The sequence below is a fragment of the Lacipirellula limnantheis genome (assembly GCF_007746075.1).
GTDB lineage: Bacteria > Planctomycetota > Planctomycetia > Pirellulales > Lacipirellulaceae > Lacipirellula > Lacipirellula limnantheis.
On record NZ_CP036339.1, the window covers coordinates 2563290 to 2587829 of the forward strand.

21 protein-coding genes are annotated in these 24540 nt (G+C 64.2%); 10 read left to right on the forward strand and 11 right to left on the reverse strand.

Annotation, left to right across the window (positions count from 1 at the left end; all coding sequences use genetic code 11):
• Positions 1-174: 174 nt before the first annotated feature.
• The 3 genes from I41_RS10130 to rimO all read right to left on the reverse strand — a co-directional run bounded on the left by I41_RS10130 (position 175) and on the right by rimO (position 3490).
• On the reverse strand, positions 175-1227 hold the full coding sequence (locus I41_RS10130; protein ID WP_145432435.1) for a CPBP family intramembrane glutamic endopeptidase: 1053 nt from the start codon (positions 1225-1227) through the stop codon (positions 175-177).
• 140 nt (positions 1228-1367) lie between these two features.
• Positions 1368-2009, reverse strand: a complete 642-nt coding sequence (pgsA, locus tag I41_RS10135) for a CDP-diacylglycerol--glycerol-3-phosphate 3-phosphatidyltransferase (protein ID WP_145432436.1) — start codon at positions 2007-2009, stop codon at positions 1368-1370.
• A 59-nt stretch (positions 2010-2068) separates the two neighbouring features.
• Positions 2069-3490: a 30S ribosomal protein S12 methylthiotransferase RimO gene (gene rimO / locus I41_RS10140; protein WP_210421148.1), complete on the reverse strand. Its 1422-nt coding sequence runs from the start codon at positions 3488-3490 to the stop codon at positions 2069-2071.
• 440 nt (positions 3491-3930) lie between these two features.
• Here rimO and I41_RS10145 point away from each other — a divergent pair, with 440 nt between their 5' ends.
• Positions 3931-4575 carry a PEP-CTERM sorting domain-containing protein gene (locus I41_RS10145; RefSeq protein WP_145432437.1) on the forward strand — a complete coding sequence of 215 codons (645 nt, stop codon included), beginning with the start codon at positions 3931-3933 and terminating at the stop codon, positions 4573-4575.
• A gap of 97 nt (positions 4576-4672) precedes the next feature.
• Here the strand turns inward: I41_RS10145 and I41_RS10150 are convergent, their stop codons facing one another.
• A complete protein-coding gene (locus I41_RS10150) occupies positions 4673-4936 on the reverse strand; it encodes a hypothetical protein (RefSeq protein WP_145432438.1) in 264 nt (87 codons plus the stop codon).
• A gap of 275 nt (positions 4937-5211) precedes the next feature.
• Here I41_RS10150 and I41_RS10155 point away from each other — a divergent pair, with 275 nt between their 5' ends.
• The 3 genes from I41_RS10155 (at position 5212) to I41_RS10165 (ending at position 8959) form a co-directional block, all read left to right on the forward strand.
• Complete coding sequence (locus I41_RS10155; RefSeq protein WP_145432439.1) at positions 5212-7029, forward strand: hypothetical protein; 1818 nt, start codon at positions 5212-5214, stop codon at positions 7027-7029.
• A 304-nt stretch (positions 7030-7333) separates the two neighbouring features.
• Positions 7334-8374, forward strand: coding sequence for a DUF1559 domain-containing protein (locus I41_RS10160; RefSeq protein ID WP_145436313.1), 1041 nt, complete (start codon positions 7334-7336; stop codon positions 8372-8374).
• A gap of 138 nt (positions 8375-8512) precedes the next feature.
• On the forward strand, positions 8513-8959 hold the full coding sequence (locus I41_RS10165) for a hypothetical protein (RefSeq protein ID WP_145432440.1): 447 nt from the start codon (positions 8513-8515) through the stop codon (positions 8957-8959).
• Between the two features lie 274 nt (positions 8960-9233).
• Here I41_RS10165 and I41_RS10170 read toward each other — a convergent pair whose 3' ends face one another.
• From I41_RS10170 to I41_RS10180, 3 genes are all read right to left on the reverse strand, one after another.
• A complete protein-coding gene (locus I41_RS10170; protein ID WP_145432441.1) occupies positions 9234-9752 on the reverse strand; it encodes an exonuclease in 519 nt (172 codons plus the stop codon).
• A gap of 49 nt (positions 9753-9801) precedes the next feature.
• The gene (locus I41_RS10175; protein ID WP_145432442.1) at positions 9802-10389 is read right to left on the reverse strand and encodes a hypothetical protein; all 588 of its coding nucleotides are present in this window, start codon (positions 10387-10389) and stop codon (positions 9802-9804) included.
• Positions 10390-10628: 239 nt separating this feature from the next.
• Positions 10629-11942 carry a sulfatase family protein gene (locus I41_RS10180; RefSeq protein WP_145432443.1) on the reverse strand — a complete coding sequence of 438 codons (1314 nt, stop codon included), beginning with the start codon at positions 11940-11942 and terminating at the stop codon, positions 10629-10631.
• A gap of 699 nt (positions 11943-12641) precedes the next feature.
• On the opposite strand from I41_RS10180, the gene I41_RS10185 reads away from it, so the two are divergent.
• Positions 12642-13442: an ImmA/IrrE family metallo-endopeptidase gene (locus I41_RS10185; protein ID WP_168206793.1), complete on the forward strand. Its 801-nt coding sequence runs from the start codon at positions 12642-12644 to the stop codon at positions 13440-13442.
• A gap of 50 nt (positions 13443-13492) precedes the next feature.
• Here the strand turns inward: I41_RS10185 and I41_RS10190 are convergent, their stop codons facing one another.
• On the reverse strand, positions 13493-14386 hold the full coding sequence (locus tag I41_RS10190; protein WP_145432445.1) for a hypothetical protein: 894 nt from the start codon (positions 14384-14386) through the stop codon (positions 13493-13495).
• Between the two features lie 32 nt (positions 14387-14418).
• Positions 14419-15135, reverse strand: a complete 717-nt coding sequence (locus I41_RS10195) for a PTS sugar transporter subunit IIA (RefSeq protein WP_145432446.1) — start codon at positions 15133-15135, stop codon at positions 14419-14421.
• A 205-nt stretch (positions 15136-15340) separates the two neighbouring features.
• On the opposite strand from I41_RS10195, the gene I41_RS10200 reads away from it, so the two are divergent.
• Entirely contained in the window at positions 15341-16597 is a 1257-nt protein-coding gene (locus tag I41_RS10200; protein ID WP_145432447.1) for a HEAT repeat domain-containing protein, read from the forward strand.
• 19 nt (positions 16598-16616) lie between these two features.
• Here I41_RS10200 and I41_RS10205 read toward each other — a convergent pair whose 3' ends face one another.
• Positions 16617-18173 carry an SH3 domain-containing protein gene (locus I41_RS10205; RefSeq protein WP_145432448.1) on the reverse strand — a complete coding sequence of 519 codons (1557 nt, stop codon included), beginning with the start codon at positions 18171-18173 and terminating at the stop codon, positions 16617-16619.
• A 243-nt stretch (positions 18174-18416) separates the two neighbouring features.
• On the opposite strand from I41_RS10205, the gene I41_RS10210 reads away from it, so the two are divergent.
• On the forward strand, positions 18417-20264 hold the full coding sequence (locus tag I41_RS10210) for a serine/threonine protein kinase (protein WP_145432449.1): 1848 nt from the start codon (positions 18417-18419) through the stop codon (positions 20262-20264).
• A gap of 31 nt (positions 20265-20295) precedes the next feature.
• Entirely contained in the window at positions 20296-21597 is a 1302-nt protein-coding gene (gene hemL / locus I41_RS10215) for a glutamate-1-semialdehyde 2,1-aminomutase (protein ID WP_145432450.1), read from the forward strand.
• Positions 21598-21643: 46 nt separating this feature from the next.
• Here the strand turns inward: hemL and tsaB are convergent, their stop codons facing one another.
• On the reverse strand, positions 21644-22342 hold the full coding sequence (gene tsaB, locus I41_RS10220; protein WP_145432451.1) for a tRNA (adenosine(37)-N6)-threonylcarbamoyltransferase complex dimerization subunit type 1 TsaB: 699 nt from the start codon (positions 22340-22342) through the stop codon (positions 21644-21646).
• A gap of 362 nt (positions 22343-22704) precedes the next feature.
• Here tsaB and I41_RS10225 point away from each other — a divergent pair, with 362 nt between their 5' ends.
• Complete coding sequence (locus I41_RS10225; RefSeq protein ID WP_145432452.1) at positions 22705-23262, forward strand: DUF1579 domain-containing protein; 558 nt, start codon at positions 22705-22707, stop codon at positions 23260-23262.
• A gap of 456 nt (positions 23263-23718) precedes the next feature.
• Positions 23719-24471, forward strand: a complete 753-nt coding sequence (locus I41_RS10230; protein WP_145432453.1) for a metallophosphoesterase family protein — start codon at positions 23719-23721, stop codon at positions 24469-24471.
• The last annotated feature ends 69 nt before the right edge of the window (positions 24472-24540 follow it).

Consider the following 24540-nt stretch of genomic DNA (forward strand, 5'->3'; position numbering starts at 1 on the left):
AATTCAAAGCCAATGGCTTTTATCTGCGTCTATCGGCGTTCATCGGCGGTTCCATCTCCTCCCTTGTTTTCGTCGTGTCCGCCGTGTCGTCGTGGTTCCATTCCTCCCCGCATTTCGTTGGCGAACCTTGGCGAACCTTGGCGGTTGCCTACTGCATTGCGCGATTCGCTTGACCTACATTTCTTCCGCAAACTGCAGCGCGAGCATCGCCATCGTGAACCCATTGAACATCACGTGGCACGTGATGCAGGGTACGATCCGGTGGGTTCGTTGGTAAGCGTACCCCAGGATGAATCCCAACAGCACCAGCGGGACGGGCGAGACGCCATGCCCCCAATGAGCCAGCCCGAACAGGGCGCCGCTCACCGCAATCGGCAGCCACTGCACCTGCACGGGAGCGTACAAGAATTCGCTCCGCCGCACGACGCCATCGCTATCGATCGCGCTGCCCTCAATATCAGCGATCGGCGCGCGCGGGCGGCGGAAAAATTCCACCCGTTCCAGCCACCCTTGCAGCACCAGGCGGAAAGCCGCCTCCTCATACAACGGCGCCGCCACCACCGCCGTGAATGCCGCCGCCGTCATCATGCCGAACGAGTGATGCTCCACGAGTCGCTCCACCAACGGATGGCCTTCCGTCGGTGCGAAGGTGAAGTTGAGCACGGCCATGATGGCGTAGATCGGCACTAGCGACGCCGCCCACATCGTAGCGCCGAGTCGCACGTCGGCGAAGAACTGCGACCAGCTCAGCGGCAGTCCCAGATCAATCGGCGTCGCGCCGTACGCCAACACGAGCAGCGCAAAGCAGGCCGCCGACAGCGTGAGCGTCATCGCCGATTGGCCCCACATCGCTTGCGTCAGCGCACCAAGGTCGACGCCGTAAAACGCTTCCTCCACGGCGATGCCGGCGCTCAACCCCGCGCCGCTAAGCGAGACGCCAGGTAGGCCCGTCGCCGTCAGCGTGGAACTCGAGACGGCCGCGGCCAGCTTCCCCTCTGGCTCGCCGACGATGTCCTCTGGTGCGCCTCCCAAGCTCAGCGCGAGCAGCAACGGCGCCAGCAGCACCAGCGGCGCCAACACGTTCCACGGGACGACGCGTCGATATTCAACCGGAATCAGCGGCTGCCCGTCGATATGCTTCTGAAATAGCCGGAAGAGCGTTCCCAAGCTGACCGCCACCGCCGCCAAAACGGTGTAAGTCATCGCATTACCGGGACCGTTGTCCATCGCAAGGATCTAAAGAAGCGATTGCACGTCATTCGGAGCGGCTGCGCGTCATTCTGAGCGAAGCGAAGAATCTAGCAGACCGTTCGACTCCCCAGATTCTTCGCTGCGCTCAGGATGACGTCGTTAGCAAGTGACCGCAGCTACGCATCCATCCGCTTCAGCACCTTCACCGACACCCAAATGTACTCCAGCCCTGAGTAAATCGTCAGCGCCAGGGCCACCCACAACGTCACATTCAAACCGCTGCCGACCCACGTCGGCAAGTCAGCCGCAAAGCTTCGCGTGGCCGTGTCAAACCATTGCAACTTGCCGATGCTGAACCCCGCCGCCAGGCACTGGAACACCATCTTCCACTTGCCTGCCCATTTGGCCGAAAAGTCGCCGCCGTTCGTTTCAATGAAACTCCGCAGAGCCGTCACCGCCAGTTCGCGCGCGAGAATTACCGTCGCCATCCACGCGACCACGCCCGACGCCGGCGTGCCGTCAGGCAGCTGCGGAGCCGCCGCCAGATAGATGAACGTCCCGCAGATAATCATCTTGTCGGCAAAGGGATCGAGGATCCGGCCCAGCTGCGTCACCTGCCCGTACTTCCGGGCCCAGTAGCCGTCGACCCAATCCGTGCTCGCCGCGATGATGAACGTCACCAGGGCGGCCGTGTAGCTGCCGGCGCTCAGCAGCCCGAATAGCACCACGGCGAGAATCAGCCGCGAAATCGTCACCATATTGGGGACGTTTAGCACGCGAGCCTTCACCTTCGCGGCGGGCAGGGCAGTTTCCGACATGGGGCGGCTCGATCAACGGGCGGTGCGGTCAACAGCGGCGGCGCAAGTTTACGGCGCCCCTACCGAGGCTTGCCGCTGAGCGCCCCGACTAAATCATACTCACGACTCGCCACAATTTCACATGGCGCGATCTTGCCGGTCGCGAGCCCCTTGCCCGTCACGTAAACCACGCCGTCGACGTCGGGGGCGTCGGCGTAACTGCGACCGATCCAAACGTCGCGTTCGCCCGGCACCGGCGTATCGATCAGCACCTCAAGCTCGCGACCCATTTGCTGGTCGTTCCACTCGAACGCAATCTCCTGCTGCACGGCCATCAGCCGTTCGCGACGTTCGTCCATCACTTCCGCCGGCACATGATCGGGCAATTTCGCCGCCGGCGTGTCGGGCTCCAGCGAATAGGTGAAGACCCCGGCCCGCTCGAACTTTTGCTCCGCGACAAAGTCGACCAGCTCGTCGAACTGTTCGTCGGTTTCGCCGGGGAAACCAGTGATAAACGTCGTCCGCATCACCAGATTCGGCACCCGCTGGCGGAGCTTGCCCAGCAACTCTTCCGTTTCGGCCCGCTTCACCCGTCGCTGCATACGGCGCAACATCGTGTCGTTGATGTGCTGCAGCGGCATATCGAGATACGGCACGATCCGCTCGCTGCCCGCGATCACGTCGATCAGCTCGTCGGTAAAATACATCGGATAGAGGTACATCAACCGGATCCAGTCGAGCCCCTCCACCTTCTCCAGCTCTCGCAGCAACTCTACCAGCCGCGGCTCGCCATATAGGTCCATGCCATAGTAGGTCGTATCCTGCGCGACGATCACCAGCTCCCGTACGCCGTCGGCCGCCAGTTCGCGGGCCTCGGCAACGACCTCCTCAATCGGCTTGGTCGCATGCTTGCCGCGCATCTTGGGGATCGCACAGAACGTGCAGAGCCGGTCGCAACCTTCGGAGATCTTCAAAAATGCAAAATGCTTCGGCGTGATCCTTAGCCGCGCCGTGTCGGGCAGCGGGTGGGTCGGCGCCGGCTGAAAAATGTGCCGCTGCTCTTCCAGACCCCCCAGCAGCCGGTCGGCTACCTTCGTGACATGCTCGCGGCCGAACACTCCGACTAGGTGATCGATCTCCGGCCGCTCGACGAGCAGCGACTCCTGCTGCCGCTCCGCCAAACAGCCCGAAACAATGACGCCGCGCAAATCGCCGCGCCGCTTCAGTTCCAGCATCTCGTCGATGGCGCCGAACGATTCCGCCCGCGCCGCCTCAATGAACCCGCAGGTGTTCACCACCGCGAAATCAGCCTCTTCGGGGGTATTCACCAGCTTGTACCCGTCGAGTTGCAGCAGTCCCAACATCCGCTCGCTATCGACCAGATTCTTCGGGCACCCCAAGCTGATGAAGCAGTACTTTCCCTTCACAAACGATGGATCGGCCGCCATCGCGAGCGACGGGGCAGGGGGGGTAGCAGGGAGGATGGGGAGTTGAGACGACATCGACGATTCCCGGCGGATCACTCGATCCCCGGCCAAAGCGAACCTGGGGCGGCGCAACCCATGATTGTAGACGGAGATGGGGCCGAAGCCAATTGGCCAAAAGCTGGCCGATCTGCGCCGTCTGGCGCGTCCCTACCGCCATTCTAGCCGTGGGTGCTACCACGTCGCGCGTCGATCGGAGCCCGGCGCCTGCGGCAAAACAACCGTCTGCGGCAAAACATTCCAGCGGCGCAGTTTCACGCATGTCCCGGGATGGGTAGACTCGACGGCCGAGTCGTCGCCGTCAGCTGAGCGCTCCACGCCGAGAAGTCAGCGAGCTAGAGTCGCAACCGTATCATCGGGCCCCACACCGTCCACGCTGGGCCGACCAGCGCCCGGCGGTCGTGCCCACGCGCAGCAGAAAAATCTCCAATCACTTCAGCACGCTAGGACCACGTCTCATGATGAACATCGTTTCGCGCTTAGGCGTCGCTGCCGTCGTCGCGACGCTCTTGGCGACAAGTCCCGTCGCCGCACTTTCAATTGAAAGCACCTTCGACGCCGGACTTGAGGACTGGACGACCAGCGTCGGCGGCGAACTCGCCTTCGTACCGAGCGGCGGCAACCCCGGCGGCTTCCTGCAGCAGACCGATATCGATCTCAGCGACATGTTCGTCAGTGCGCCCGCCAAGTTCCTCGGCGATCTCACTCCGTACCTCAACGGCACGCTTTCATTCGACGCCAAGCAAGTCAGCGGCGACGGCGAAAAATACGCCCCCTTCGGATTCGTCACGCTCTTCAACGGCGGTAATGCAGTCAGCGCGGACATCGCTCCGGTGAACGCCCCCTCCCGCGATTGGGCGACGTTTACGATCACGCTCGACGCCGCCGGCTTCGAGACCACCCCCGCAGCAATCGCCGCCATTCTCAGCAACGTCACCCTGATCACCGTCGAACTCGAATCGCAAATCGGGGTCATCGAGGCGACCGGCATGGACAATTTCCGCCTGGCCTCAGTCGTGCCGGAACCATCTTCGCTGCTACTCAGCGGTGCGGCCCTGGTCGCTGCGGCTTCCATTGCAAGACGCCGCGCCAATAGACGCTAGTCGCGCGCTGAGAGAGTCGCCGGCAGAAACTCGTGCCTGAGCAATTCCGAGCACTGTGCGGCAAGCGAGCCTGATATTGGTGGGCGAGCGATCGTGGCTACCCTTCCGCCCGCTCCGCAAGATCGGCCGTCACCTGATGCAGATTCGTCAGGCCGTACTCCCGGCACTTCTCGCTCATCTGCCGGAACTGGTCGGCAGTGAACGTTTTCATGTCAGCCGAGTCCTCGGCAACCAAGATGGCTTCCTGCAGCAACTTTCGATCATCAGCGCTTTTGCACTGGATGATTTCGTTCACGTACTGCAGGGGGAACAGCGTATCGCTATCTTCGACGGACGTTTTTTTGCTGTCGGTCGTGTTCATCGCAAACGATCTCCGGGGTTTCGTAACCCCAGTGCAATCGCGATGCCGAACGCCCGCCACTCTACCGCCGTTCGCGTCCTAGGCCGCCCACCAGATCGCTGGCGGTGCCCGCGTCCCAGGCGCCGCCGTCCCCCGCAGCCGACTTCTCTCCCCGTTCGGGTAATCCTAAATTATAGTATGGCTGTTAGAATTCGCCGGCCGGTCTCATTTCCCCGACGTCGCCTCAAGCCGGCGCCAGGTTCTTCCACCCCGCTGTCACATCTTCGGAGTTATCCATGGGCCGACTCGCGCTCGCTCGTCTTGCTCCCGGTCATCTCGCGAAAGTCGTCACGCTCACGCTGATCATCGTCGCTAACTTCCTTCCCGCCGGTCGCGCCGCGCTCACCAATCCGCTCGCATTCCCCTCGCTTGGCAGCTTCGACGTCGGCATCGGCAACGCCGTAACGATCGACACCACGCTGGGCGAGCTCCGCGTCAACGGCATCCTCGCCTTCAACGCCGTCATCGATGCGCAGGCCGGAACCGCCAACACCGCCGCCGGCATCCCGGAACTCGCCGTTTTCAGCTTCGACTCGATCAACATCGGCCCCGGCGTCGCCGTTACCGTCACCGGCAATCGCGGCCTGTCGCTTCTCTCGCGCGGCGACGTCACGCTGCGAAGTCCGCTCCGCGCGAACGGCGGCGATTTCGGCGCCGCGAGTCCCGCCGGCGGGTTCGCCGGCGCCGCCGACGCGACCGACGGGACGGGCCCCGCTCCCGGCAAGCGCACCTCCATCGGCAACTATGCCGGCGCGGGCGGCGGCGGCTACGGCGGCGCGGGAGGGCAGGGGGGCGCCTACACTCCCACGGACAGCCTCGGCGGCAACCCCTACCCGGTCGGCAATTCACTCGCCGATTCCCTCTACGGCGGCAGCGGCGGCGGCGCCGGGCTAAACGGCGGCACGCTTGGTCTCGGCGGCGGCGGCGGCGGCGCGATTGAGATCAGCGCCCTCGGACAAGTCAATCTGTTTTCGGCCGTCACCTCCAACGGCGGCCAAGCGGGCGTCGCCGCTAATGGCTACGGCGGTGGAGGCGGCGGCAGCGGCGGCTCGGTGCGCGTCGCTGGAGCGAAAGTCAACCTTGGCCCGTCCGCCAGCATCGCGGCCAACGGCAGCATCGGCGGAGAAGCTTATGGCGGCGGCGGTTTCAACGCCGGCGGCGGCGGCGGCGGCGGCCGCGTCCTCATCCAGCAAAATGCCGGTCCCCTGGCCAGTGGCGTCACCGCCGCGGGCGGCCCGGCCATCGGCGCCGCTACGCCCGGCGGCGACGGCTCCGTCGAGCAAGTTGCCTCCAGCCTGCAAGCCGGCGCCCTCAATCTCAACGTCCGCCTCGGCACCGGTTCAGCCAGCGGCCACGCTTCCCTCCAGCGCGGCGGCTCCGCCAGCGGCGCAATCTATGGCTTCATCGATCACGTCGGCCCCGGCTTCACTGGTCCCGCCGAAGGCGCGACGTTCGCCTTCACCGGACTGCTTGGGGGGACGCTCACGGAGCTCGTTTCCGTCACCTACTCCACCAACAGCCGCACCACCGAAACCGTCACTGTCAAAAGCAACGGCGGCAACGCCACCCTCGCCACCGGCCGCGGCGTCGGACCGACCTTCGCCACCAACATGGGCGTCCACCCCGCCACGACGATCAACCTCGGTTCAACGAGCGTGTTCCATAGCGCGGCGTTCCACCTGATTCTCAGCAACGCGAGCACCGACGTCGGCCTCGATTCGCCGCTGACGTCGCTTGGCATCCTCGGCATTGAACTCAGCGGCCCCGACGCCGCCGCGTTCAGCGTCGACTCGCTGATCCCCGCGCTCCTTTATGAAGGGCAACACGCGAACCTGCCGATCCACTTCAGCCCGACCGAAGTCCGCGACTACCACGCCACGCTCACGATCCGCACGGACCAGGGCGCCGCCAACGGCGCCGCGGGCCAGGCGTTCACCTATCAGCTCGCCGGCGGCGGCGTTCAGTCGATCCCCGAGCCGACGTCGCTGGTGCTCGCCTGCGTCGTGGGCGCTGCGGTCGTCACACGTCACCGCCGCACCGCCGGCTGCGGCTGACCGCACGAGTCTCGGCCAGATCGCTACGTCGTTACTGTCGCATACGGTTTCCCACGCGCTGTTACGCGTGCGTTTGATGCACGGCGGTCGCCCCTGCGCCGGCGTGCGCAATGTGATGATGTGAAAATTGTCGGCCTGAACAACGCATTTACACATTCTTTCCGGCGCGGCCGCGGCCTACGATGATTATGTCACTGGCTCCGTTCGATCAGTTCGACTCCTCCCGCGGCACTCTCTTCCAATCGGCCCAGCCCGTCAGCCAGGCGATTCCCCCGCGGCGGAGTTCCCTCGTCCGAGGTTCGCTGTGAAACATCCATCACGCGACGCCCGCCGGCGTCCCCCTGTCGCCTTCACGCTCGTCGAGCTCCTGGTGGTAATCGCCATCATCGGCGTCCTGGTCGCGCTGCTGTTGCCCGCCGTCCAGGCCGCGCGCGAGGCGGCTCGCCGCACGCAGTGTTCCAACAACCTCCGCCAGTTCTCCCTGGGCTGCCTCACGCACGAGGGCGCCAACAAGCGCCTCCCCGCCGGTTTCACGACCATGGCCGCCGGCGGTGACACGCATCACACCTGGGCCGCGTATGTCCTGCCCTACTTGGAGCAGGGCGCGATGTTCAGCAATATCGACTTCAAAATCGCCTCGTGGCAGGCGTGGGGGAACTTGGGGGGAGGAGATAAGCAGTACCCGCAGATTCCGTGGCTCTGGACGCAGCTCGACATGCACCTCTGCCCGTCGGACCAGCCGCGCAATATCCACACCGGAGTTCCCCGCTCCTTCGCTCACGGCAATTACCTGGCAAACATTGGTTGGCCAGCCGCTTGGCCGCAGATCGAAGCGTCGACCGCCGACTATGAAAAACGACAAGAAGCTCTTGTCAAGAATAACGCGAGCGACCCGGCTCAAAGCGGCGATCTGCGTGGACCGTTCGATAAAGTCTTCACCCCGCAGAATAAGGGTTTGCCGCTCAAAGAAATCACCGATGGCACGAGCAATACGGTGATGCTCGGCGAAGTTCGTCAATTTCCCGGCAACGACGGGCGCGGTCTCTTATACCTCGGCAGCGGGCTCTACAACCACTACTACACCCCGAATACCGCCTCGATGGATGAGATGGAGTTTTGCAATCCGAACGACAAAACGGGCGCCATCAATCCCAGCGCGCCGTGCAGCAATACTCGCGGCGGGTTCCCGCGCTGGACCGCGCAAACGTCGCGCAGCAACCACGCCGGCGGCGTGAACGTCTCCTTCGTCGACGGCCGCACAACGTTCATCACCGACGGCGTCGACGTCTCGATCTGGAGACGAATTTCCACCCGCGCCGGCGGCGAAGTGGCGACTGAACTCTGACGAACCCTTGCTGAGCGGTCTCCGATCGAACTCGCCCCGCTGCCCTTCGAAGGCGTCATCGACGCAGGACGCAATCCTCCCATGCATCGCAACGGCTCGCGTTGGCTTCCGACTGCACACTTACAGCCCCTTCGGCCTATGAACCGCGCAACCCTCGCTCCGCGTCCGATCGCCGCCCTTTCCGGCCTTGCGCTCCTCATGGGCGCCGCGCTCCTCGGCTGCGGCAACGCCGACGCCGGCCGCGCCGCGGTCTCCGGAAAAGTCGCCTTCGACGGCCAGCCGCTGCCGACCGGCCAGATCGCCTTCGAACCCCAGGGCCCCGGCCGCTTCGGCATCGCCCAAATCGTCGACGGCGCCTACCAAATGCCCTCCCAGCAAGGCCCGACTCCCGGCAAATACATCGTCCGCATCACGGCCGATCGACCGAGCGGCAAACCGGCCGCCGCCCCGCCTGCCGGCGGCCGCCCCGCCGGCGAGTCTTACGAGCAGTACATCCCCGCCAAGTACAACGAACGCTCCGAGCTCACCATCGAAATCGCCGCCGGCGCAACCGCCGTTCACAACTTCGACCTCACCTCCAAGTAACGACAGCGGGGCAGTCCAGAGTCTGCGCAAATCCCCGCCCCCTCGGCTGCCCTCCCGCTCGTCCGCCCGAAGCTCGTTCTCCATAGCGGCGCACGTCTTCGCACATCGCTCCCAGGTCGCTGCTCCGCGCTCTGCGTGCCTCCGTGGTGCAATCCCGTCATCGGTCGTCCAATCCGGCATCATGAGCGCCGCGAAGGATCTAGCGCCAAACGCAGCGCCAGATTCCTCGCTGCGCTCCGAATGACCCGACAGCCGACGGCAGCGCGTCAGCTCCTCAGGCGAAGCTGATCTTCAGCCCCATCTGCCGCATCGCCAACATCGCCTCGGCGTTCCCCCGCGCATCGTCGACCGGATGATGCGTATGCATCGTCCGCCGCAAATGCTTGAAGTTGAGCTGCACGTCCCGATGCAGTCCCTTGTAGAGCGACCCCAAATTCGTCGAACTGTACCCAAACGGATTGCCGCCCGTGAAGTGGTGGAAGTACCAGTTGACGAACTGCCAATCGAACCCGTTGTTGTCCGAAACGAACATCGCCCGCCCCCGGCACTCCTCCCGCACCCAGGCGCCGAACGCCTCCATCACCGCCCGCGGTTCGTCGAACTCCATGCACTCCTCGCGCGTGAACCCGCTCACCGCCAGCGCCTCGGGGGCATAGGCGTCGCTGATGGGCCGCAATCGCCCATAAAACGTCCGGTTCAGCGCCGGCTCGACGATGACCGCCCCGAAGCAGATCATCGAGTAATCGCCCGGAATCGGACCGTCAGATTCAACGTCGACCATGACATACGGCATCGGATGCCTCCTCAAGTCTAAAACCGAACGCGTTGCTCGCCGAGAAGGCCTAGTGCATTAGTCCTTGCCGAGAGATTTCATCCAACTGCGGCAGTGTCAGCAACTTCTGACGTCCTTCAGCGCTGATGGCAGATCCATCAACAGATAGCCATTTCAATTCTCTCCATCCCAACAGCAATTCGACGCTGCGATCGGTCACTCCAGACCAAGCCGGCGGCGTGTCGTTCGTCGCTGGCCCCGAACTGAAAATGACTTGGCAGATCTCCGCATCGGGCTTCCAGTCGGAGATCAACCTTGCCACTTTGGCGAATCGATCGTCGTCGAAAGAACGGTCGCAGATCAATAGGGTGATGCTGCCATCCGTTAGGGAGCCAAACTCCCCGTCCGGGCCGAGCAGTTTAACGACGTTTGTCTGCAGTTGATGTACTTCGTCACGAAATCGCTGGTACACTTGGTATTCTGCTGCAATCAACCCAAAGAACAGCGTCAGGCCCGAAATCAGAATCAGTAAGCCGCCAAGCGAGAGTCTAGCGGACCCCGCCGTCATTTCAGGACGTCTAGCTATTCTCCATCGCCGCCGCGAATCGATTGCAAACGCCACAGTCATCGCGAAGACAAACTCTGCGAGCGTCAGCAATCGCAGCCCTCCGTGACGGTACCAACCTACAAGCACTAGTGCTGGAGCAAGCGCGCCGGTCACCGCAATGTAGAGAAACAAGTTACGACGCCATGAAAACGTGATTCCCTCCTCGACAACTGGAGCAGTCTTACTCGCCGGCGCGGAATCGACGCTGTTTCGCATGCGCAAAGCATATCTTGAGTGTTGCGGATTTCACACGTCGAATGCGTAGTCTGACCGGAACTTTCGCCGCGCCTTCACTTCCCGCTCCACCAATCATCCAACTCCCCGCGCAACCGCTCCACCACCTGCGGCCGCTCCCCCGCCACATCCCGCTCCTCCAGCGGATCATTCGCCAAATCGTACAACTCCGCGTCTCCCTGCGCATCATGCTGCCCCGCCGGCACAATCAGCTTCCAATTTCCATCGACAATCCACCGCCACCGCAAACTCGCCGCCGGCCGTTCCAGATCGACGACGTCGTGCGTAAAGCACTCGCCCATGAGTGTATGCCGCCCCTCCCGCGCCGCCGCATCGAGTAAATCGATTCCCACCATCTCCGCCGCCGGCTTCCCGCCCGCCGCCGTCAGCAGCGTCGGCGCCAGATCGAGCGACGACGCCAACGCCTCGCAGCGCTCCGGCGCCACGCGCCCTGGCCAGCGCACGATGATCGGCGTCCGCAACCCGCCGTCGTACGGCGACTGTTTTGACTTGGCAGCATAGTGTCCCGTCGCGGGGTCGGTGATCCAACCATTGTCGGTGACGTAGACCACGATCGTATCGTCGCGCAGCCCCTCCTCATCGAGGCGCGCGAGCAGTTTGCCGACCGTCTCGTCGAACCATTCGACCATCGCCCAGTACCGGGCCACATGCTCGCTCGGCGCCACAGCCCGATACTTCTCAATCAATCGTTCCGGCGGCGTATGGGGCGTGTGCGGCATCATCGGCGCGTACCAAACGAAAAACGGTTTCTGTTGCTCCTTCGCGTCAGCAATGAAATCATAAATCGGCCGCAGCGTCTGCCGGCCAATCTGCAAGCCCTTGTCGCCGTGCCGCTCCCCGTGCGTCATGCCGTGCGTGAATCCGCCCCGCTGAAAATTCCCCTGCCACCACTTGCCGCTTTGGAACGAGACGTAGCCTAACTTTGCCAATTCCCGCGGCAACGTGGGGACCGCCTCGAGCCGCCGGTTCATCGCCTCGCGGCCCTCTTGGAACTCGTCGGACTGATGAAACTCAGCCGGCTTCAATCGCCGCGGATTCGGCGGGTCGTTTCCCGTGATCCCATGCCGATGCGGATAGAGCCCCGTCACAATCGACGCCAGGCTGGGGCAGCAAAGACTCGAGGGCACATACCCGCGCGTGAACGTGAGGCCCTCGCCAGCCAGCCGATCGATATGCGGCGTCGCCACCTGCGGGTGCCCCATGAACGAGTAATCGCTCCAGGCATGATCGTCTGAGACGATCAGCACGATGTTGGGACGCCGAGGCGCCGCCGCTTGGTCTGCTGCCTGCGCGGGCATGACCACGTCGACGAATAAGAGCGTCGTCAGCATCAACGCAGTGCGGAACATCGGGGCGTTCACCAGCGGAGGCAGAGGACAGTCATTTGAAGCGACATTGTAATCGAGTCGCCGTTCCGCGGCGCTTGATTCCGCCGCCACTGGCTGGCAGTTCTTCCAGCTCTTCGATCCGACCCTCGCTGCGGCGCCATAGCTCTGCGGCAGCGCGGCGGCCAAGAGCGCGGCGAAAAAATCCGCAAACTTTTGTGTTGAAAATGAGCCACCCGATTCGGGACAATGGGGACCGACATTGCGCCGGCGTCCGCCGGCTGAGGCGACGAGACGCGCGCAACTGTCGGTGATCGCCAGCGGCGCCGATCCGCAACGCGCTCGCAAACGACTCGCTGTCGCATGAATCGACATGTTTTGTCCCGCCGCGGACAGTTTTGTCCATTCGCCAATGACAATTCAGTACACGACCCGCCGCCCCGCAACCCAAAACCCCCGACCGCCTTGCGCGCCCACGGCGTCGCGGCCCAACAAGTTATGTCCCCCCGAATCAACTTTCCCCTTCGGTCATTTGACAACACTCGCAACCAGCATCCAGCATCGAGCATCGAGCATCGAGCATCGAGCATCGAGTCCCCTCACAGCCCCGGCCTTTTTTTGCTTGCACATACTGAACAAACGTATACAATGAGCGATGGCGTGTTACGAACCATTGAGGGCTCGTCGCGCTGCTCCAGAGCAGGCTCCACAGGAGATCGTCGCATGCTTCCCGAGATTCCCGACGAACAGGTCCGCCAAGCTCTCGAAGGGGTCGCTCGCGAGATCCTGCTCGCCGCCGGCGTCGAGCAGCCTCCCGTCGACGCCTTCTTCGTGGCCGAGCAACTCGGATTGATTGTCGCCCGCGACCAGCCTGCAGCGCACGGCTTCACGCAACCGCGAGCCCGCTTCGTTCGTCTCGGCGTCGCGCAGCTCGACCGACCAACCGACCGCGACGACGGCAAGTCATTCGGCCGTCCGACTCAGGGAACGATACTCCTGGCCGACGATCCCCGTCGCGAACGGCGACAGTGGGCCGTGGCCCACGAGATCGGCGAGAGCCGCGCCTATCGCGTCTTCGCCGAACTCGGCATCGACCCCCGCGACGCCCCGGCGACCGCTCGCGAAGGGATCGCCAATCGGCTCGCCGGCTCGCTCCTGCTCCCCCGCGATTGGTTCCTCCGCGACGGCGTTCGCGTCGACTGGGATCTCTTCGACCTCAAGGCGATGTACGCGACGGCCAGCCACGAGCTGATTGCCCGTCGGCTCTTGGAAATGCCTCCCACGGTGATCGTGACGCTCGCCGACCAGGGGCGCATCGTCTGGCGACGCAGCAATCGCTTCCACCGAACGCCCCCGCTCACCTCAGCCGAACGTGCGGCGTGGACCGCGGCGCACGACGGGGGCCAGTCCGCTCAATGCGATGCCGCCCAGCTTCCCGACGGCATCGACGACGTGCGCGTCTGGCCGATTCACGAACCAGGCTGGCGGCGGGAGATCATTCGCACGGAGGTCGTCTCATGGTAAGTCGTGTCACGGCAGGTCGTGTGATGGTCGGGCGACCCGCCCAGCCGGCGTCACCGGGCGATCCGAGCTGTCGCCACGATCAGGCGGTCGAGCTCGTTCACGAGCTGGGCGACCTGGTACGGCTTGGCCAGCACCGCGGCGGCCCCGGCCGCGTGCACGGCTTGAAGGTGTTCGACCCGCGGGAAGTCAAGCAGCGCGATCACCGGGATGGCGGCGTCGGAGCGATGGAGGCGTGCGGCGAACTCGTGCAGCGCGGCGAGTTCACTCGCACTCAGTTGGCCTCCGTCCCAAATGGCGGCGACCGGACGGAGCGAGGTTCCAAGCTCCGGGCGATGTCGCGGCGTCCACTCGCATCGCCAGCCGTACGGGCCAAGCACCGCGGCCAGTGTCTCGAAGACGGCGAAATCGACCGCGTCGACGGCAATGACCTGCTCGTCGGCGGGTATGACGTGGTCACGCTCACGCGGTTTGATGACGGCCGTCGCCTGGCCGGCGCGAACGTCGTCGAGCGGCGCCGACCAGGGCGGCGTGCCATTGGACTGCCACTCGGCAAGAGCGGCCCGCCACCAAGCGGCGAATTCGTACCAATAGAGTCGGACAACGCCAGTCGGCGGACGGCCGGTTCGCAACTCGCCCTCGCACCAAGTTCCCGCGACAACGATGACCCGCGTGAGCGGGGCAAGCGTGCGGAGCCGTTCCAGCTGCGACTGTTCATCGCTCCCCGGTCGCGGCTGTGCGAGCAACGCCACCTCCGGCGGCAGCGTGCCCATACCAAGTGTCGCCGCCGTGCCGTCGGACTGCTTCCCGGAGAGAGCGTCGGCGAGATCATCCAGCGTGGCGACCATCGGCCATTGGCGGGCCGGATCGAGCTCGGCCCGCAGGGCAGCGAACTCCGCTTGCTCCCAGGCACCGACGGCGACGAGCGTGGGCAAGCGTGTCGGCATACGCATCCTGCAGTCGGCAAACGGCGAACCGATCAACCAGTGATCTCAGCGTCGCGCACCAGGAACAATTCGCGCGCGGCGATCTCATCGGGGGCGGCGCGCAGCGTCGCCACCCAGTCGCGGTCGTTGACGATCCGGCTCACGCGGGCGAGGGTCCGCAGGTATTCATGGTCGCTCGTGGCGGCGATCAGGATGAAGATGTCCGTCAGGCCGCTCCCGCCGGGACCGCCGCCGAAGGGGATGCCGCCGCTGGTGATCCCCATCGCCAGCACCGCTTCGCCCAGGATCGACGACTGCGGCCGCCGCGGGTGGAGCAGCGCGATGCCGTTCTCCAGCGCGGTGGGAGCCATCGACTCGCGTTGCGAGACCGCCTCGGCCATGCGCTCGACGTCCCACAAGCGGCCAGACGCGGCGGCCAGCTCGCACATGGCCTTGATGACGCTCGCTCGCGTGCGGGCGGCGAGCGGCACGGCCACGCATTCTGCCGGGATCAACTCGGCGAGATCGATGACGCTGGCGCCATGGGCGTCGTCCAGACGGAGGCGGGTTTCCAGGGCGGCAAGTTCTTCGTCGCCCGAAAGACCCATCCGCTCTTCGAGCCATTGGCTCACTTCGGGTCGGGTGAACTTCCACTGCCCTCCGATGCGGCGTCCCGGCAGCTTGCCACGCTCGGCGAGCTTGGAGACTTGCGCCGGCATCATGTGGAGGTACGCCGCCAGGCTCGCGATGTCGAAGGAGTCGTCGGCCATGGAAGCTCGGGAAGGTTGGCGGCGCTGGGAGGTTTGGGAGATCGGACCGCAAACCTTGATTTTCGACGCGCGGCGGCACGGCGTCCAGTCTGATCTTGTTGCTGGGCCGAGGTTTGTCGACAATCGGCCCGCTCGCGCCGGCCAGAACGGTGGTCGGGGGCAGCGCGTCGTTATCGCGAATTCCCGACTCCGGACACCCACCAACGTGACCAAGCGCTACAACCCCGGAAATCGGCCGCTGATTAGCCGCTGGGTGGTCGGCGGGGCGGCTGTCGGCTGGATGACGGCCGCTGCGTGCGGCGTTTGGTATGAAATCGGCGACCGTCAACGCGCTCACGTCGCCGCTGCGCTTGCCGATCGGGCTCTCACCCGCAGCGGAAGATCGCTCGATGCGGCGATCGCGGAACTCGAACGGCTCGGCGCTGCCGGCATCGAACCATTGGTTGGGTTGGCTGCGTCGCAGCGATCGGACGTCGCCAGCGCGGCGCAACATGCGGTCGGACGCATGCTCACGACGTGGGAGCTCGAGGCGACGGAGTCGGGCGACGTCAAAGCCTTCGCCCTCCGCGCCGTGAGCTTGGCGAGCGCGCTCGACGCACGCGGCGATCAATTCGGGGCCGAAGGACAGCGCTGGGCCAACGAACTGGCTCGGAAGCTCTTGGTCCATTCCGATCAATTCTCGACTTCCGAGTCGTGGGAAATCCTCGCCTGCTGCGACCATGTCCTCGGTAGACCGCTGCTGCCACTGAAGAAAACGACCATCGTGGCGGCGGACTTGAACGATAAGCCACCGGGGGTAGCGGCGCCCGAGCCAGTCTCGGCGCCGCTACCGGTGCAGCACGACCCGCCGCCGGACCTGCCTCCTTCGGTACGCAGGACGCCGCGGCCGCTGGCGGATATCACGTTCGTCGAATCACCAATGCCGCTGGCAGTGGTGCGGCGAATTCCCGAGCACTCGCACAACGGGCTGCGGCCGCCGCTAAGGTTGCCGGATGACGGGGCGTCGCCACCCGCGTCCGCCACGAACGTCGGGCCGGTGATCGATGTGCCCTCTCCCCAAGAAGTGCGGCTAAGTGCGCGGGCACTTCGCGATTTCACAGACAGATCGCTCGTGACCAAAGCCGCGGAGGGAGTCGGCGCCGAAGCGATCGCGGCGCGGCAGGCGCTGCGCGAGCGCGGTTTTGTGGACGGCGTGCTGGAGTTCATCGAACAGGTAGAATCGCTAGCGCCGCCCGCGCGCCGCGGGGCGATCGAGCGCGCCGCTCAGCTACCGCCTGCCGATGCTCGCCAGGTGCTGCGGTGGTTCGTCGCGGACGAAGATGCTGAGGTTCGTCTGCAGGCGCTGACGATCTTGGCGACGACCGGCGACCCGAAGCTCGCGGAACTCGCCCGGGAGCGCGCGGTCGAGGATGTCGACCCGCGCGTGGCGGAGTTTGCCTCGAAATTGATTCGTAGCCGGTAGTTTGACGGTGATCGGGCGATTAACGGACGAGGCGCTCTTCGAGCGGCGTCACCCGGCTGGCAGTGACGTGGGCTCGGCGGTACTCCGGCATGAAGCCGCGGTTGCCGAGGACGCCGATCCGTTGGCCGACATAGGACTGAAGATTCACGTCGGGAGAGGCGGTGACGAACGTCACGACGTCGCCGTGGTCATCGACCAGCGCGAATCGGGGCGCTTGGGCCCGCTTGGAGACGACCGGCTTCAGCGTGCCGACGGCGTCGTACTTCGCGTCCGTTGCCGCGAGGTCGCCGACCGGCGGCGCAGCGCCGGGGGTCGGCGTGATCGAAGGATCGACGCCAAGATCGCTGCGGACGCGGGAAAGGACCTCGGCCGTTTGCCCGGTCATCCCCGCTGCGGGCGCCACTGGGGCGGCCCCGGCCGCGGTGCGAGATGCGGCCGGCGCAGCTGTGGCGGCCGAGTTGGCGGTGGCCAATGTGGCGCCGGCGGTGCGGTAGCGGGCTTGTACGCTCTCGAACGTAGCGATGCGATCCAGCAAATCCCGCAGCTGGTCGCGCAGCTGCGGCGTTTCTCCCTGTGCTAAAAGCGAGGCGGCCTCTTCGCGCAGGCCGCCCAACTGCCAAGTGGCCGGCGGCTGGACGACAATTTGGGAGAGACGTAGCTGCATTTCCATCACGCGGGAATCGAACGGACCGGTCGGGGCGGAAATCCCCTCGAAGCGGATGCGCGGTTGCCCGGTGCTGGCAATCGGTGAATCGCTCGATAGTAACCCAGGCACTGCGGGTGGCGGCGACGCAAGCTGGCTCGCGGCCGGCGATCCCGGTACGACCGCGATCGCATCGGGCGAGCTGGCCAACTGATCGGCGGCGGCCGGCGGCGCCGAGGCGGCGGTGGCATGGGGATGCCATGCCGGGTTTGCCGGAATCGGCGCTGGCGTCGAGGCCCCGTTGCCGAGCGCGGCGTTCAAATGGGCAAAGGGGCCCTCCTCGCGGGCGAGTGCGGGTTCGTTGTATTGAGCGGGCGTCGCTGCGGCGACCCCTGTGGACTGCCACTTTCCACCCGCTGTGGCGGCGCCTTCGGTCGGCGGCGTGAGCGCGAGGCGGCTGGCCGCGACAAAGCGAAATTCGCCGGCGGGGGGAGCAATCTTGAGAAACGGCTGATTTGGCTGCGCCGGCTCGAGCAGCTGCACCATCTCGCGTCGTTCGAGATAAACTTGGACCGCCTTGCGATCGCCGCTGAGCGACGAGCCAATGCGCGCCGGCACGCCCGGCGCAATCACTTCGGCCGTGCGGCTATCGAGGACACGCAACTGGTGCGCCGGCGCCAGCGAAAAGCTCCCTTCAACGGGTCGAATCGCGCACCAGCCGTCGCCGTCGTGTCGGTAAACTTCGACGGCGTAGCCGGCGTTCAGTTGGCCTGTGGGATAGAAATCTCCGCCGGGACCGCTGCGAACATAGGTCTCGTCTTGCGTGACGTAGGCGACGTATGGGAAGACATCGGCGGCGTTCGCCGTTTCACCACACATGGCCAGGAGGGTCGCAGCGGCGGCGACGGCGCTGCGACGGAGTACGCGAGTCACGGTTCGATCTAAGCGAGGCATTGCGTGCTCCGAAGCGGGGTCGTCGCGCTTCCGGAGGGCGTTGCCCTCCGGCTATCTGGGGCGCTTTCGTGGGGCTTATAGGAGATTGGCGCAGGAGGCTCAAGGGCGGACCCGCCCGCTGCGGCGTTGCTAGCTGGTCAACCATAGCAACGTTAAGATGGGAGTGCCGGCCCCGACTTTTCCCGCCCACGCGCGTCGCGGCGGCCGACCTGGGGCGCAACTATGCAGATCGAACAACTCGGGCCCTATCGCATCGGTCGAAAGATCGGCAAAGGAGGAATGGGCTCGGTCTACGAGGCCGTCGACGAGAAGACTGGCCAGCGCGTGGCGGTCAAAGCACTCGCTCCCCAGCTGGCGATGGCGGAGGGATTTCGCGAACGGTTCGAGGCGGAGATTGAGTCATTGAAGAAGCTGCAGCACGAAGGAATCGTGCGATTGCTGGGGTATGGCGAGCATGAGGGCGTCCTCTTCTATTCGATGGAGCTCGTGGACGGCCCCAGTCTGGAACAGGAGATCAACGACGGCAGGCGTTTTGATTGGAGCGAAACGCTGTCGTTTGCGGTGCAGATTTGCAGGGCACTGAAGCATGCGCATGACCATGGGGTGGTCCATCGCGATATCAAGCCGGCCAATCTGCTGTTGACGACTGACGGCAAAGTGAAGATCGCCGACTTTGGCATCGCGCGGCTGTTCGGGTCGACGCAATTGACGACCGCCGGAGGGGTTCTCGGGACGGCCGACTATATGTCGCCCGAGCAGGCCGACGGCCGGCCCATTACCGAGAAGTGCGATCAATACTCGCTCGGCTGCGTGATGTTCGCGCTGTTGGCCGGTCGACCGCCGTTCCGAGCGAAGACAATGCCTGAGATGTTGCAGTTGCAACGGTTCGCCGAGCCCGAACCGGTACGGCGGTTCGCGCCGCAAACGCCGGAGGAACTCGATCGACTCATTCGGCAGCTGCTCAGCAAAGAACCGAACGACCGTTTCCCGAACGTCTTGGTGCTCGGCCGTCACATGGAGGCGATGCAGCGCGCGCTTTCGCGGCCGCCGAAGCCCAAGGCGGTGAAAGAAGAGAGTTCGCAGCTGAAGGATCATTTCGGCGACACGCGGCTCGACGCGACTGCCGTATTCAACGCGGATGCGACCCTCTCGCCGCAGGATATGCTGCTCACGCCGCGGGAGACGACTGACAGCGGCGTCTACAACGCGCCGACATTGGCCGACGACGGGCAGCAGGAACCAGAGCGAGTCCATTCCGGTTCGCCGTTGGCGCCGTCAGTCGCCGCGCCGGTCGGCCCGAAGACCTTGCCGGTTCCGAAGACGAGTCGATTCACAACAGTCGATGAGGAAGCGGCCCGCTTGCGGAGCGAGCAGTCGTCGCCGAATTGGCTGCTCACGGGGCAGCTGGCCGGCACGCTGGGCATGCTGCTGGGGCTGGTGTTGCTCGGGTGGTGGCTGACGCGTCCCGCGTCGGCCGATGACCTTTACGCGGAGATCGAGACGCACATTGCGGACAACGGCGACGAGGACTTGACTGCGATCGACGGACAGATCGAGGAGTTCCTGTCGCGATTTCCGGACGACGCGCGAGCCAGCAATTTGCGGCCGTACGCGGACGAGTTGGAACTTCGGAAGATGGAACGCAAACTCCGATTCCGCACCCGCGTGACGGGAAAGGCCGAGACGCACCCGATCGCGGCGCTGTTTGCGGAAGCAGACGCCTTACGCGACCAAAACCCCGAGCGTGCCGCCGCGATTTTGCAAGACTTGCTAACGCTATATCCCACGCAAGGGAAGGCCGCGGCGTCATTGACCGAGGAGATGCGCCAATATCTGACGTTGGCCGATCGTGAACTGGCGAAACTGCGCGCGTCGATCGAGACGCGAGCGAAGGAACAGCGGCCGATGTTGCAAGACAGGTTGTTGGCGGCGGAGCGGCTGCAGGCGACGGAACCCGCGGAATCGGCGGCGATGTACCGGGCGCTGATCGATCTGTACGGCCAGCAGCCGTGGGCGGCCGAGCTGATCTCAGAAGCGCGTGAGAAGTTGAAAGCGGTCGACAAGAAGTGAGTCGCGCATGCCTGCAAGTCAAGGGAGTGCCATGTCTGCAAACGTTTCCCAAGTTGAGCGGCCGGGAAGCGCGGCCGCATTCAAGCGGGCCCTGGCATTGATGCCGGGCGGAGTGAATAGCCCCGCGCGGGCATTTGGCGGCGTGGGCGGGACGCCAATCTTCATCGATCGCGCTGACGGCGCCTATCTGTACGACGTCGACGGAAATCGATACATCGACTTTATCGGCTCGTGGGGCCCGATGATCCTGGGGCATCGCCATCCCGCAGTGATCGCCGCGATCGAACGGGCGCTCGCGCACGGCACAAGCTACGGAGCGCCGACGGAAGCCGAGAGCGAGCTTGCTGAGCGGATCATCGACGCCGTGGCGTCGATCGACATGGTACGGCTGGTAAGTTCAGGGACCGAGGCGACGATGAGCGCGGTGCGCCTGGCGCGCGGCTATACCGGTCGCGATCTGCTGGTGAAATTCGCCGGCAACTACCACGGTCACGTCGACAGCTTGCTGGTAGCGGCAGGAAGTTCGGCGGCGACGCTCGGGGCGCCAAATTCGCCCGGCGTTACCGCCGGCGCTTCGCGCGACACGCTCGTGCTGGAATATAACGACGTCGCGGAACTGGAACAGGCGTTCGCGGCCCATGGCGACAAGATCGCCGGCGTTATTCTGGAGCCAGTAGTCGGCAATATGGGCGTCGTGGCGCCAAGCCGCGAGTTCGTCGACGCCCTCCATCGCCTGACGGAAAAGCATGGCTCGCTGCTGATTTGCGATGAAGTGATGACCGGATTCCGCGTTGCTTTCGGAGGCGCCCAGTCGCTGTTCGGGATGCGGCCTGACATCACGACGCTCGGAAAAATTGTGGGGGGCGGATTGCCCGTCGGCGCCTACGGCGGCCGCCGAGAGATCATGCAGCACGTGTTGCCGGCCGGAAAGGTGTTTCAGGCAGGAACGCTGAGCGGCAACCCGCTGGCGACGGCGGCCGGCGCCGCCACGTTGCGTCTGTTAAAGGAAGAGCCGCCCTACGAGCGCCTCGAAGCCCTGTCGTCTCGATTGGCGGCAGGACTGCAACAGGCCGCGACGTCCGCCGGCGTGCCGCACACGATTGCTCGGGTCGGAAGCATGCTGACGTTGTTCTTCCACCCGGGACCGATCCATAGCTGGCGGCAAGCGAGTCAGGCCGATACCGCTCGCTTTGGGCGTTATTTCTGGGGGCTCATGGATCGAGGCGTCTACATGCCGTGCAGCCAGTATGAGGCGCTGTTCGTTTCGGGCGCCCATACGGAGACAGAGATTGACGCGACGATCAGGGCGGCGGAAGAAGTGTTGAAGCAGTAACTGTAGCCCCGGCTTTGCCGGGGGGGAGCATGCGAGGAAGGTTCCGCTACAAACCAAGCGCCGCCTCGGCCTTCTCTTCCGCAGCGCTTTTCCGGAAGTAGTCTGGAACCAGTTCCAATGGACTAATTTCTCCACCGCGTTGAAATAACGCGATCCCCAGTCGCGCCACCGCAGCGGCAGTCGGATTCCAGAGGCGCTGGTCCGCGACCGAAACTCCGGCAGGAAGCGATTGCGCTAATTTTGCCAGCGGCGGGCCGATAACTTGATCGCCAGTGGCCAGGCGAGGCAACCAAACGTCGATGGGGGTGACGTCGGTCGACGGCTCCGCCTGGTCGATGATCGACCGTGCGGGGTCGAATGATGCAGCGAACAGTTCCTGACGCTGGGCGTCCAGAATCGACCAGACGCGCGACGGCCGCTCCGCAAGCGGCTCGGCCATGGCTGCTAACGTGTGGACGCCGACGAGCTTCGCGCCGACGGCGTAAGCAAAGGTCTTGGCCGCAACGACCCCGATGCGCAGTCCAGTGAACGACCCGGGACCCGTTGAGACGGCGACCAACTCGATATCCGCTGGGCGCCATCCGCTTTCCTTCAGCAGTTCATGCGTTGTGGGAAGGAGCGAGCGGGCCGTCCGCTGGTCAGCGGGGGTTTCGCGCTCGATCGTCGAAACGAGCTTGCCGTTTACTGTTTCGAGCAGGGCGACGGAGCCGAGCAGGCCGCTGGTTTCGAAGGCGAGGGTTTTCATGGTCGGTCCACGATAGCCACAACCTGGGGCTGGTCGCAATTGGGTGGGCAGATAGGTCCGGTACGGCTCGATTTTTGCTAGAAGGAAACACCAAAAAAACACCAAGAGGATAAACCACGACGGCACGACGGGCACGACGGAGGAAGGAGACGGAGGGAAAGCTCCTGGAAGCGCGAATAACCTCCGCCGGCGTTTGTCGGCTGCGGAACATCTTGTTTTTCTTTGTCGTGTCCGTCGTGGTTCAACTCTTTTCCCTTGGCGGTTCAAATTAAAAGAACATTGGCGGGCTTGTCCTGTACAATGGCGGGTCCGCAAATCTCTTGTCCTGCGACCAATTCAAACCTCACTCGGGAGAAATAGCGATGAGACTTTATATGATCGCATTAACGGCGTTCGCTCTGATGGGTGCAAGGACGTTGGTACGCGCTCAGGAGATGCCCGAACTGCCGAAGCCACAGCAGGAACATAAGTGGTTGGAACAGTTAGTCGGCGACTGGGAGGCCCAGATCGAAGCGCAGATGGGCCCCGGACAGCCGCCGCTGAAGGCCAAGGCAACGCAATCGTCCACGATGCTCGGCGACCGCTGGCTGGTGGCGACTAGCGACGGCGAAATGATGGGGCAGCCGATGACGTCGGTGCTCACCATCGGATTTGATCCAGCCAAGGAGAAGTACGTCGGTACGTTTATCGCCTCCTGCGGTAATGAGCTTTGGACTTACGAGGGACAGGTCAGCACTGACGGCAAGAAACTGGTGCTCGATACAGAAGGCCCGAACATGATGGCGCCCGGCTCCACCGCGAAATACCGGGAAACGATCGAGGTGAAGGATAAGGATCACTACCACTTCACGTCGTCGATCGAGGGCCCCGACGGCAAAATGGTGCAGTTCATGACGGCGGAGTATACGCGCAAGAAGTGAGTTTCTTGCGCCAGCGCTTGCCACGGGCGCTTAAAGTCATGCGGGACTTAACCCAAAAAGCCTGTGGGAGGGGTTTGCCACCCCGAATCGACGTCGTGAAACCACAACGGCTAGTGGTGGTGAACGAAATCGGCGTCGGAGACGACTTCCGCAGATGATTTTCTGGGGCAAGTCCCCGATTGCTCCTGCTTTATTCGCGTGCAACTGCGGCAAGGCCCCGCAGGGCCGCGAACGATTCGTCGCCTTTCCCGCCGCCAGACGCCCGAGCCAGCCATCCTTGACCCTGCTGCAGACGAGACTTAAACTGGCGGGTTAGCAAGGTTTAGGAGAATTCGCTAGCGCCAGGCCCGATGCATTCAGCAGTCGTCGCCCCTGGCGCGTGAGGCAATTCTCCAGCGAGCCTCTCCCTTCATGGGAGGGGAGCAGGTAGCTTTCCACCATGGGATCGACACGACGGTGAAGCGCGCGATCATCAGCGACATCCACGGCAACCTCGAAGCCTTGCAGGCCGTGCTTGCGCATATTGGCGATCAACGCGTGGAGGAGATCTTCTGCCTGGGGGACGTGGTAGGCTACGGCCCCAACCCGTGCGAGTGCCTCGATCTGGTGATTGATCGCTGTCGATTGGGTTTGCTGGGCAACCACGACCAAGGCGCCATGTTCGACCCCGAGGGGTTCAACAGCGGCGCGGAGCGGGCCATCTTCTGGACCCGCGAACAACTTGAGGGAGCGAGCGGCGATCGCGGCCGCATCGACGAGCGGTGGGATTACCTCGGGACGATGCCGCGGATCCATCGCGACGATCCTTACTTGTACGTACACGGGTCGCCGCGCAATCCGGTGAATGAGTACGTCTTCCCCGAGGATATTTACAACCAGAAGAAGATGGAGAAGCTGTTCGGTCTGATCAGCCGGGGCTGTTTCCAGGGTCACACGCACGTGCCGGGAGTCTTCCTGGAAAGCCTAGAGTTCATCACGCCTGAACAGGTCGAGTACAAATACCAGATTGGGCAAGAACGCTTCATGGTGAACGTCGGGTCGGTGGGGCAGCCCCGCGACGGCGATCCTCGTTCTTGCTATGTGGTTCAAGAAGACGACAAGATCACGTTCCACCGCGTCGAATACGACTGGGGCGTGACGGCCGACAAGATCTACCGAACGCCCGACCTCGACAATTTCCTGGGCGATCGAATCAAGGAGGGGCGGTAGACCGAGCACGTCTGGCCGCAGCCCGAGAGGCGTCCGATCTGCTGAGGGGATCGGCGCCTGCACTGTTTG